This window comes from Mucilaginibacter sp. SG564, assembly GCF_013149275.1.
GTDB lineage: Bacteria > Bacteroidota > Bacteroidia > Sphingobacteriales > Sphingobacteriaceae > Mucilaginibacter.
The window spans coordinates 311,887-324,259 of the sequence record NZ_JABGNA010000002.1 but is presented as its reverse complement, the minus strand read 5'-3'; the positions used below and the strand labels follow the sequence as shown (position 1 = coordinate 324,259).

General features: G+C 41.0%; 7 protein-coding genes. 4 read left to right on the top strand and 3 right to left on the bottom strand.

Annotated elements, in window-relative coordinates:
* Nucleotides 1–16 precede the first annotated feature (16 nt).
* Genes FHW89_RS05960 through FHW89_RS05950 form a run of 3 tightly spaced genes read right to left on the bottom strand, consistent with a single transcriptional unit; the run spans nucleotide 17 to nucleotide 2,294 of the window.
* Nucleotides 17–235 carry a hypothetical protein gene (locus FHW89_RS05960; RefSeq protein ID WP_172334111.1) on the bottom strand — a complete coding sequence of 73 codons (219 nt, stop codon included), beginning with the start codon at nucleotides 233–235 and terminating at the stop codon, nucleotides 17–19.
* A 28-nt stretch (nucleotides 236–263) separates the two neighbouring features.
* Complete coding sequence (locus FHW89_RS05955; protein WP_172334110.1) at nucleotides 264–1,937, bottom strand: PspC domain-containing protein; 1,674 nt, start codon at nucleotides 1,935–1,937, stop codon at nucleotides 264–266.
* 24 nt (nucleotides 1,938–1,961) lie between these two features.
* Nucleotides 1,962–2,294, bottom strand: coding sequence for a PadR family transcriptional regulator (locus FHW89_RS05950; protein WP_172334109.1), 333 nt, complete (start codon nucleotides 2,292–2,294; stop codon nucleotides 1,962–1,964).
* Nucleotides 2,295–2,478: 184 nt separating this feature from the next.
* Between FHW89_RS05950 and FHW89_RS05945 the strand changes: the two genes are divergently transcribed.
* From FHW89_RS05945 to FHW89_RS05930, 4 genes are all read left to right on the top strand, one after another.
* Nucleotides 2,479–5,619, top strand: a complete 3,141-nt coding sequence (locus FHW89_RS05945) for a SusC/RagA family TonB-linked outer membrane protein (RefSeq protein WP_172334108.1) — start codon at nucleotides 2,479–2,481, stop codon at nucleotides 5,617–5,619.
* Nucleotides 5,620–5,641: 22 nt separating this feature from the next.
* Nucleotides 5,642–7,171, top strand: coding sequence for a SusD/RagB family nutrient-binding outer membrane lipoprotein (locus FHW89_RS05940; RefSeq protein WP_172334107.1), 1,530 nt, complete (start codon nucleotides 5,642–5,644; stop codon nucleotides 7,169–7,171).
* A 395-nt stretch (nucleotides 7,172–7,566) separates the two neighbouring features.
* Nucleotides 7,567–10,902, top strand: coding sequence for a SusC/RagA family TonB-linked outer membrane protein (locus FHW89_RS05935; protein ID WP_172334106.1), 3,336 nt, complete (start codon nucleotides 7,567–7,569; stop codon nucleotides 10,900–10,902).
* A gap of 5 nt (nucleotides 10,903–10,907) precedes the next feature.
* Nucleotides 10,908–12,347 carry a SusD/RagB family nutrient-binding outer membrane lipoprotein gene (locus FHW89_RS05930; protein ID WP_172334105.1) on the top strand — a complete coding sequence of 480 codons (1,440 nt, stop codon included), beginning with the start codon at nucleotides 10,908–10,910 and terminating at the stop codon, nucleotides 12,345–12,347.
* The last annotated feature ends 26 nt before the right edge of the window (nucleotides 12,348–12,373 follow it).

Here is a 12,373-nt window from a genome sequence, read left to right as displayed (position 1 = left end):
AAAAAGAGGAATAAGGTTACAGCGGGTTTAAACTTTTTAATACCGGGAAGGCATTTTTAACCAGGCGGGCAATAAACAGAATCCCATGTGTTGGATTTTTAAGCGGTGTGTTTTTTGCCGATATCAATTGCCCGGATTTTAATGGAAGTGATGTTTGGGTGCTTAGCTGAAAACAAAAGGGAACAATAAGCCCGCTAAATAATAGCAGGCTTATGTATTTTATCAGAGCTCTCATTATATAATGATAGGTTTAGGTTGAGTTGTTATTCGTCTTGATTTTTTGCGGTATCGGGCACCAAGTGATTTTTGATACTGTCGGCTTTTGCGGCTGCTGCTCTTGCCGCCGTATCTATTTTACATTGCAAACCATCATTGGCCATAATGTACACAGCGCCGGCCGGGTTCTTTGGTGTATTATCCTGTCCGCAATTGTATAAATTAAGATCAAGGTTACGGTCAAGTTTGCCATCAATGATTAGTTTGGCGTTCAGTGGAACTTTGAGGGTCATGTGCAGCTCCTGTCCGCGCCACATGGCACGGCCAAGTCTTTCCAGGTGGCGGTCAAACTTCAATACCGAGTCTTTTTGTACAAAGCGATAGCTGATGTTGCGGGCATTGGTAAGCGCATCTTCATCATTACGCCCCCTTGCCATAAACGACTGAACAAGGATTGGCTGAGGCACGTCACTTTTTTCAATATCAATACGAACACGATCCGGACTGTCAAAATCATTACTATTATAATCGTCGTCAAGAATAACCATGCCATTAAACCTTTCTTTAATGCGCAGGCGGGTACTATCCTCGTTGGTTAAATACTTGGCATCGTTCAACTGTAAATAATAGGTGTTGTTGGGCGTTGCCTTGATGTTAATGGTTTTGCTCAGCTTAGCGCCTTCCCTAAAATCGGCCGAGGCCTTCGCTCCGTAATATACAACCGCGCCAAGCGATGCAAGCCATACACACAGTAAGGTAGTACCAATAGAGCGGTTGAAGGAGGCATTTTTGAATAAAAAACCGATGGTTACTAATATCAGGGTTAATAAAGGTATAGCCAAAAGCAAGAAACCTCCGGTAAGAAATACCAGATTGGTATCTTCATTAACAATATTGAACGGGAATATATGGAATATATCTGTTTTGCCAAAAGCGATAAAGCCGATGAACACCACAATAAGGGCAATAGCAAGCCCAAAACTGACTAATAGAATAGCTACTGCAATCAGTTTGCCCAGGAAACTACCGGTGCCTCTTATAAATGTACCAAAGTGGTCAAAAAAATCACCCAGAAAATCACGCACTTTATAAACAAAGGGGCGTGCCTCCTGGCGAAAATTAGAAAGGTTCTCTTTTACCAGGCTCATTTCGTCTTCAAAGTTCTTTTTAAAGCCTTTCAGATCCTGTTTTTCGCCTTTCATGGCCATACGGTCGGCCCGGGTTGTAGCTTTGGGTACTACTATCCATAATATAACGTATAATATAAGTCCGCTACCCGCGAAAATTAGTGAAAGGGCAAAGGCCAATCTGATCCAAACAGCCGGAATGTCAAAATAATTGGCAATACCGGCGGCTACTCCACTAACCAGGTGGTCGTCGGGGTCGCGGAAAAGGCGGCGGCGTTCTGTATTATAACTATAAGAAGCATTACCGGTAGGTTTGGCGTCATCTTCGGCCGATTCAAAATCTTCCACCGAACCCATTTGCTCAATAACGAGTTTAACATCAGCTTCTACAATTACCTGTTTGTTTTGGTTTGCTAATAGCTCGTTAAACATTTCGGCTATGCGGTTTTCGATGTCGGTGGTTATTTCCAGGCTGTCGGCCGACGTGGAAAAGTGACGTTTTACGTCGGTCATATAAGCTTTGAGTACCTCATAAGCATCCTCTTCTATATGAAATACGATGCCATTTATATTTATGATGATAGTTTTATTCATGATCTGTGATTTTTTTATAGGTTTTTATTTTCTGTCGCCAATGGCGGTTTGCACGGCATAAACCAGTTCCTGCCAGGTTTTATCCAGCTGTTCCAATACGTTTTTTCCTTCTTCCGATAGTACATAATACTTTCGTGGCGGGCCCGAAACAGACTCGACCCAGTTGTAAGTGAGCAGACCATTATTTTTTAACCGCGTAAGTAAAGGATACAGAGTACCCTCAACTACAAGTAGTTGGGCTTTTTTAAGTTCAGCAATAATGTCTGACGCATATATTTCGCCCCGGGATATGATGGAAAGAATGCAATACTCCAGTATGCCTTTCCTCATTTGGGTTTGTGTGTTTTCTACGATCATAATACAAAGATATATGTTTTAAATTGTATTATGCAATACATAGTACTGTAATTATTATTATTGTAGGTAAAAATTGAGTTTTTTAAAAAAAAGTCATGCATTTATCAGAATTAACTTGACTTTTTGATAATGTAACATTACTTTTATGATTAATTAACTATTAACTGATCTTATTATTAACGAAATGAAAAAACTTCTACTAGCAAGTTTGTGCATTCTGTTGTTGTCTATTACACAGGTTTTTGCACAAAACCGTACAGTTACTGGTACGGTTACGGCCAAAGATGATGGTCTACCCCTCCCGGGAGTAAGCGTTATCGTAAAAGGTACTACCAGCGGTACACAAACAAATGCAAATGGTAAATTCTCAATCAGCGTTTCCGGTAATGCCGTGCTAATTTTCCGTTTTATCGGTTATGCGCCAGTTACTAAAGAGGTGGGTACAAGCGAGGTGATCAATGTGTCTTTAGCCAACACCTCAAGAGACCTTACAGAGGTGGTTGTAACCGCAGCCGGTATCACTCGTTCGGCAGCCTCCTTAGGTGTTGCCGCAAACACCATTAAAGCAGGTGAAATTACCCAGGCTAATCCAACTAACTTACTAAGTGGTTTATCGGCTAAAGCGCCGGGTTTACAAATTGGGCGTTCAACAGGTGGCGTTAACACAGCGGTACGTATCTCATTAAGAGGACAGCGCTCATTCTCAAAATCAAGCGAACCTATATTCGTTATCGACGGTGTTCCGGTGAGTAATAGCAGCATCCAGCCTTCAACAACATCTGGAAATCAGGTTGACGTTGGTAGTCGAATTGGTGACGTTAACCCGGAGGATATTGAATCGGTAACCGTGCTGAACGGTCCAAACGCAGCGGCATTATATGGTTCATTGGCATCAAATGGTGCGATTATTATTACCACAAAAAATGGTAAAAACCGTAATAAGAAATATGAGGTAAGCTTTTCTTCATCTTTTGGCTTGGACAAGGTTCAAAAGCTTCCTACTTTCCAAAACCAGTATGGTTCCGGTTATAACGGAGAATATGATCAGATTGAGAATACAAATTGGGGGCCTGAGTTAGATGGTCATATGGTTCAGTCTGGCCCAACTCTGGCCGATGGCAGCAAAAACATGATTCCTTTTTCGGCTGTTAAAGACAATGTTAAAGACTTCTTTAACACAGGCAAAACCTGGAATAACTCTGTTGCTTTTAGTGGAGGTAATGATAAAAGCTCATTTTATTCTTCCTTTTCTGATGTTGAACAAAGCGGTGTTATCCCAATGGACAAATTCCGTCGTAATACAGTAAAGCTTTCCGGTAGTGCTCAGTTGTCAAATAAATTTACAATTAGCGGCAATATTCAATACAACAGGAATATTACCCGGACTTCATTTCAAGGAGGTACCGGAGCAACTGGTGTTTATAACGCAGTTTTAAACAGCAGCCGCCAAATCAATATTGAAAACTTTAAGGATTGGAGGCATAATCCGTTTGCGGGGCCTGATGGTTATTTTGATGGTTACTATCCTAACCCATATTACGCACTGGAAAATAACAGGTTTAACAGTATGTTGGATCACTTGTTAGGTAGTATGCAAGTTGGTTATGATCCGTTCAAGTGGTTAAACATCACTTATCGTTTAGGTACAGATGTGAGTATTGACAATCGTAAGCAAACTTTTGAAAGAACAACCTATGGTTTAACGGCCATTAGCCCCACTCAGCGCCCGGGCTCAACTACCGGTAGTGTGATAGAGGGAAGCAACTATGAGCGTATCTTAAACTCAGATTTATTGCTTACATTTAAAAAGGATCTAAACAAAGATTTCTCCACCACCTTCATATTGTTAAACAACATATATGAAACCAACCAAAGATTGCTTTCTACAACAGCAAATGCTATCGCTATACCGGGCTTTTTTAACTTGAGCAATGCGGTTGGACAATTATCCGGTTCAGAGCAAACATTCCTGACCAGAAGATATTCATTTGCAGGTGACTTGACAGTTGATTTTCGTAAATATTTATACTTGAATGCAACATTAAGAAATGACCATTCATCAACACTTGCTCCGAGTAACAGATCATACTGGTACCCATCTGCCAGCTTAAGTTATTTGTTAACAGAGTCAATTCCTGAGCTTAAAAATAGCGATGCTTTATCGTTTGCTAAATTAAGAGCCAGTTATGCTAAAGTGGGTAACAACGCTAACGCGTACAGTTTGTTGCCAACCTTTAATCCTGGTAGCGGCTACCCATACGGTTCAGCTGCCTCATTTAGTTTGACTAATACTTACCCGGATCCTAATTTACAGCCAGAGTTTACTTCCTCATATGAGTTAGGTACAGAACTATCCTTTTTACGAGATAAACTGGGCTTGGATTTTACTTGGTATCAAACCAAAAGCAGTAACCTGATCACTAACGTTGCTTTAGCATCATCAACAGGTTATACTCAAGCTACACTTAACGCTGGCGATATCAAGAATAAGGGTGTTGAGATTGCTTTAAGAGGAAAGCCATTTTCAAGTGCAAATGGAGTTAGCTGGAATTTTACAGTAAGCTATACCCATAACGACAGTAAAGTGACCAGAGTTTATCAGGATTCTAAAATATTGCCGTTAGGTACAGGAGACCCTGTTCCGGCAGCAATTGTTGGCCAGCAATACCCGGTATTATACGGAAGTAAATTCCTAACAGATGGTCAGGGGCATGTTGTAGTAGGTGCTAATGGTAACCCTATTAAAGACCCTTCTAACCAGGTACTAGGACAGGTAAACCCGAAACATATCATAGGTTTCTCTAATAGCATCTCTTACAAAGGCTTCACACTGAGTGGTACCTTAGATTACCGAACAGGAAATGTGATCTATTCAGGTACAATGAATACTTTAATCTTTACTGGTTCAACTCCTTTAACAACTCAATATAATCGTCAGCCATTTGTGTTCCCTAACTCTGTAATTAAAAATGCAGACGGAAGTTATACACCTAATACCACACTGAAAACAGCCGATGGTGGCTTTGATTATTGGTATAGTGTTTATAATCAAGTTGCCGCCAATAATATTGTTGATGCTGCCTTCCTGAAATTAAGAGATGTTTCATTAGAATACCAATTACCAAAAAACCTGTTGAAAGGTACTCCTTTTGGTCGTGCAAGTGTGGCATTAACCGGATCAAACATTTTATTGTGGACTCCAAAATCTAATCAATACATTGATCCTGAAGCTAATGCTTTTGGTACCAATAATTCTCAGGGTCGTGAGATCAGCAATACGCCATCAACCAGATACTTTGGTTTGAATATTAGAGCAACATTTTAATAATGTTTAATTTAAAAAGATAATGAAAACTAAATATATTTTAAGAGGATTTGTGGCGGCCGCCCTGGCAATAACAACCTCGAGCTGTGAAAAGAATTTTTTGGATGTGAATACGAGTCCAAACAATCCATCAACTTCAACACCTGAGTTGGTTTTACCTAGTGCAGTGAACTTTGCAGGCAGCCAGGTAAATGGTAGTTTTAACGTGCTAGGTAACTTGCTTACCGGCAACTGGGGACAGGCGCCAGATTTTCTGTTTTATCTTCCACAGGAAACTTACAACCTTACGCCTGGTACTTATGATACCCAGTGGACTAACTTTTACGCCAACTCATTAAAAAACCTGCAGTATGTGATTGATAATGCTAACGGTAAAAAGAACCTGGTGGCAATTGCAAAGATCATGCAGGCTTATGATTTTCAGGTGTTGGCTGATGCATGGGGAGATATTCCATTTAACGATGCGCTAAAGAATACAAAAGTTATTGCCCCTAAATATGATGCTGCAACCAGTGTTTACGATGGTATTATTAAACTAATTGACGATGGCGTGGCTAGTATTGATGTTTCAGCAACCGCAATTAGACCAGCTGCTGCCGATATCGTATTCGGTAGCTCTGCTCTTATTGCTGAAATGGATTTTTGGAAACGTTTTGCAAATACATTGAAGTTAAGGGTTTTGATACGTCAAAGTCGTGCTACAAGCAGGACATCACAAGTAACAGCAGGCTTTGCATCTTTATCTGGCGCCTCATTTTTAGAGACTAATGCTGCAAGTAATCCAGGTTATGCAAATCAATCTGGTCAATTCAGTCCAATTTATACTTCTATTGGTTTTACTTTAACAGGAGCGCAAACCAGTAATTATCAGGCCACCAGAGGTAATAAATTTGCTGTTGACTTTTTAGCTAATAGTAGTGACCCTCGCTTGACTTTACTTTATCGCCCTGTTCCAAATATTACCACATCGAATGTTTATAAAGGTGTTATAGCTGGAAGTACAGCTGCTTCAGGTAATAGATCGGCCGATTTATCCCCTGTTGGAGCAAGTATTGTTAAAGCTTCAGCGGATGGCGGATACGCTACGCCGGCCTATTTAATTTCCGCTTCGGAAAGTTACTTTTTACAAGCAGAAGCCCAAGTTAGAGGCTATTTAACAGGTGGGGTAGCAGGTGCAGCAATCAATTATCAAAAAGGTGTTGAAGAGTCATTTAAAGTATTGGGCTCAACAGCAAATGCAGCGGATGCTTATATTACCGCAGGCGCAGCTAATCGGTTAATTAACTTTAATTTAGCGGTAGGTTTAAATCAGCAAATCGAGGCCATTATAACTCAAAAATGGATTGCATTAAACGGGATCAATGGTTTTGAAGCTTGGTGCGAATTTAGAAGAACAGGTTATCCTACAGGAAACCCACTTACGCAAAATCAACAAAGCGGTGGCAAATTCCCGGTACGATTACCTTATCCACAAAATGAAGTGAATGGAAACGGTGCCAATGTTCCTAAAATTGATATTTTTAATAACAGAATTTTTTGGGATGTTGACTAATTGAAAGTTATAAAAACCATAGGAATGGCGGTTTTCATTACAGAAACCGTCATTTTTTTTTTGAAACGAGCAGTAAACCACTGCTCATCCGCGTTACATTTTTCCGCGCCCAACGGCTTGAAAACCTTTCAGCAAAGCACTCTTAACAATCTGTCAATAAATTTTATTTTACGCAAAAAAGCATCCTTTAAGGCAATAAAATAATATATATATCAGGTAGGCATTATAGGTAAAATATGTAATAAATATGTTACAATAATTTAAAAAAGAGTTAATTTCTTACAATATTTTATGTAATATAGCCCCTGCGTTATTTTATAGTTCTGCAAAATATATTATACGATAACGCCACAATTCACATAGTATTAACTATTAATTGATCTTATTCACAAAAAATGAAAAAACTTCTACTAGTAAGTTTGTGTTTCCTGTTGTCAATAACACAAACATTTGCACAAAACCGTGCAGTTACCGGTACGGTTACAGGCCTGGAAGACGGCCTGCCAATCCCGGGAGTAACCGTCAAGGTAAAAGGAACTACAACTGGTACCCAAACCAGCAGCAACGGAAAATACACGTTAAGTGTTCCGGATGGTTCTACACTGATCATCAGCTTTATTGGCTATGCAACGCAAGAGGTACAGGTAAAGGGTTCTGTAGTAAACGTAAGGCTTGCCATGTCGAGCAAGCAGCTTGGCGAAGTTGTGGTAACTGGCGCTTTAGGCTTAAGCCGAACCCGTAACCAGCAGGCTTATGCCGCCCAGCAGGTTGCCGGTGATGAGGTGAGCAAACAGCGTGGTTCAAACTTTGTAAGCGGCCTTTCAGGTAAAGTTGCCGGTTTAGAGATCAGGCAAAACAACGCGTTAGGTGGTTCAACCAACGTGGTTTTAAGGGGTACAAAGTCATTGTTAGGAAACAACCAGGCATTATTTGTAGTTGATGGTGTGCCCATGAACAATGGTGGCCCGGGCTCAGGAAACGGCGGAAGTAATAATGCCGGTGCCGGCGGTACAGGTGCTAATGCATCGGGTAACCTTGGTACTGTTGAAACAGGCAGGGGGGGGTATGATTACGGATCACCTATTTCGGATATTAACCCTGATGATATAGAATCGGTTACCATACTTAAAGGAGCGGCAGGTAGCGCCCTGTACGGTTCTATAGGTGCCAATGGTGTTATTGTAATTACCACTAAAAAGCCAGGCAGAGGCTTAGGTGTTACTTTTAACAGTAGCGTTGGTTTTGGCGCCGTTGATAAATCAACATTGCCTACTTATCAGCATGAGTACGGCGCTGGTTATGGTCCTATTTATAATAAAAAGGATGGGATAGACCCAACCGGCTATTTCCTGACGCAGGATGTTAATGGCGATGGTGTTACCGACCTGGTAGCCCCTATGCATGAAGATGCTTCTTATGGCCATCGGTTTGATCCTAATTTAAAGGTTTATCAATGGGATTCATTTGTGGCCACATCTCCAAATTTTGGAAAAGCAACGCCATGGGTTGCCGCGGCCAATGATCCGCTTACCTTTTTTGTTCACCCGGTAACTAATAACCAAAGTTTGTTTGTTACCAATGGCGGCGATAACGGCAGCTTTAAATTAGGTTATACCCGTAATAATCAAACCGGTTTTTTACCTAACAGTAATGAATTAAAAAACAGTGTTGATTTTGCAAGCACCTATAAAATTACCAACAAATTAACCGCGGGCGCAAGTATTAATTACACCCGTACAGATGGTAAGGGCCGCTATGGCAGTGGTTATCAAACCGAAAACGTTATACGCAACTTTAGGCAATGGTGGCAGATGAATACCGATATTAAGGCACAAAAAGACGCCTATTTTGCATCGGGAGGAAAAGATATCACCTGGAACTGGAAAAGCCCAACCAACCTTGTTCCTAATTTCCAGGATAATCCATACTTCACCCGCTATCAAAATTATGAAACAGACAGGCGTCACCATTACTTTGGCAATGTGAACCTGAATTATAAGGTTAACGACTGGATAAATTTAATGGGTCGTGTAACCGTTGATAATTCAAGCATGATACAGGAAGAAAGACGTGCTTTTGGCTCACAAGGCGTATCTGCTTATACCAGGAGAAATATCAATTTTAACGAAACCAATTTAGACTTCCTGGCTACGGTTGACAAAAACATTAGCTCCGACCTTAATTTTAAAGGATTGTTAGGTGTTAACATCAGGAAAAACCGATATGAGTTAATTTCGGCAGCAACAAACGGCGGTTTAATTATCCCGAATGTTTATGCTTTGGCAAACTCTAAAAATGCGCCGGCTGCTCCTACCGAAAACGATATCAGACAAGAAGTTGATGGCTTATTTGCAGGAGCCACCTTTACCTGGAGAAAAATGGTAGTTTTAGACGGAACATTACGCCGTGATGCCTCATCGTCTTTACCATCTTACAGCAATAAGTTTTATTATCCATCTGTTAATTTAGGTTTTACTTTTTCCGAACTGCTTAAACAATATGAGTGGTTGTCATACGGTAAAGTAAGAGTTAACTATGCCGAAGTGGGTAATGGCGGTCAGCCTTTCCTTACCAAAAACTTTTATTCTTTTGGTACACCGTTTGGCTCAAACCCGCAATCTTTCATAGGCGTTGTTCAAAACAATGCCACTTTAAAACCCGAACGTTCAAAATCGAAAGAAGCGGGTTTAGAGATGCAGTTTTTTAACAGCCGTTTAGGTTTTGATTTCACTTATTATGAATCTAAAACCAGCGATCAGCTTTTGCCTGTTGCCCTGTCAAGAGCTACCGGTTACGATGCTACCTATATTAACTCCGGTACTATACAAAACAAGGGTATCGAGGTTTCATTGAACGGTACCCCTGTAAACAGTAAGCTGGTAACCTGGAAAGTTGGCGTTAACTTCACTAAAAACAAGAATAAGGTTTTATCGCTTTATGTAGACCCAACCGGCCAGCCTGCAACAAACCTGTTGTTATCATCATTCCAGGGCGGTGTATCATTGAATGCTACATTGGGCCGTCCGTATGGCGATATCCGCGGTACTGCTTTTACCGATATCAACGGAAAACCATACCTGAACAAAGACGGTGGCCGTGTTGTTGATCAAACCGGCGATAACGCGGGTTATTATAAACAATCGCCGAGCACCAGTACCATAGGTAATATTAACCCGGATTGGATAGGGGGTATTACCAACTCTGTACGCGTTCAAAACTTTACTTTGAGCTTCCTGATCGATATTCGTAAAGGCGGTGACGTATTCTCCCTGGATACTTACTATGGTATGGATACGGGTTTATATCCAGAAACCGTTGGCAATAATGACCTGGGTAATCCGTCAAGAAACTCGCTTGCTAACGGCGGAGGGGTAATCATTCAAGGTATTGCGGCTAATGGCAACAAAAATAATATCAGGGTACGCAATGATGCTACCGGTTTATATGGTTATGAGCACAACCCGGCAGCTGCTTATGTTTACGATGCAAGTTATGTGAAATTGCGCGAAGCGTCATTGAACTATTCGTTTCCGCAAAGCCTCACCTCTAAATGGGGGCCAATTAAAGGAGTTGAGCTTGCAGTAAGCGGCAGAAATTTATGGATCATCCACAAAAATCTACCCTACTCAGATCCTGAAGAAGCCCTGAGTGCAGGTAACCTTCAAGGTTATCAAAGCGGTGCTTTCCCAACGGCCAGAATGTTTACCCTAAACTTAAAAGTAAGATTTTAACCAATATGAAAAAATATATATGGGCACTGCTTCCGCTGGTTATGCTGGGGGCGTGCAAAAAGGATTTTGAAAACCTGAATACCAATCCTAAGCTTTTCCCTACGGTACCTGCTCCAACGTTAATTACACAGGCCGAGCGGCAACTTTCAAATGCCCTTACATCAGCAAGCGTAAATAATAATGTTTTCAGGCTGGTTGAACAACAATGGCAGGAAACTACTTATAACGACGAAAGCTTGTACAATTTTGATACCCGTAACATCAACCGGCAGATGTGGGGTAGCCTGTTTCGTGATGTGCTAAACAATTTAAAGTTAGCTAAAGACATCATTCCCGGCGACCCTACCGTAGTTGGCGATGCTGTAAAAAAGAATGATATCGCGATTGCCGATATATTACAGGTTTACTCTTTTTATTACCTGGTTACTACTTTTGGCGATGTGCCTTATTCGCAGGCGCTTGATGCTAAAAACAATTTTCCAAAATATGATGATGCGGCAACCATTTATAAAGATCTGTTAAAACGCCTTGATGCCGATGTGGCTGCATTAAGCGGTACGGCAAGTTTGGGTTCTGCCGATATTATTTATGGCGGAGACGTTGCCAAATGGAAAAAATTTGCCAACTCATTTAAATTGAAAATGGGTATGACCATTGCCGATTATGATGCGGCTTTAGCTAAAACAACTGTTCAGGCGGCATTGGATGCAGGTGTTTTTACCGATAATGCAGATAATGCTACATTGGTATACCTGGCTGCAACACCGAATACCAACCCAATATGGGTTGACCTTGTTCAAAGCGGCAGAAATGACTTTGTAGCTTGTGCTACATTAGTTAAGCAACTCAATAACAGTAACGGGATACTTGACCCCCGCGCATCAAAATATTTCACCCTTTATAAGGCAACAGCTAATGATCCAGGTATATATTTAGGTGCCGATCCTGGTGTAAAAGCAAACTATGAAAGTTTTTCGCATGTAGGAGCTGTTGTAACTGCAGCTACTGCCCCTGGTTTATTGCTTGATTACGCAGAGGTTTCATTTTATTTAGCAGAAGCAAAAGCAAAAAACTTGATAACTAACGGAGATGCCGCCGCCTCTTATTATGAAAAAGGTGTTCAGGCCTCGTTTGATTATTGGAAAGCGGGAAGCGCGACAGCCTTTATTGCTGCTAACCCTTATACAGCTAATAACCTGGCTACTCAAAAATGGGTTGCTAACTTTAACAGGGGGTGGGATGCATGGATCGAGACCAGGAGACTTGACTTTCCTGTGCTTTATAAACCAGCAACCGGCGCGTTTAGTGATTTTCCGGTTCGTTTCAAATACCCGGTTGATGAGGCAAATGTAAACCCAGCTAATTATAAAGCAGCATCTGCAGCCATTGGCGGCGATGTGGTAACAACCAGGCTGTTTTTTGATAAAAATGTTATGCCTAAATAGTTAGCTATAACGTTTAAATAATAAAA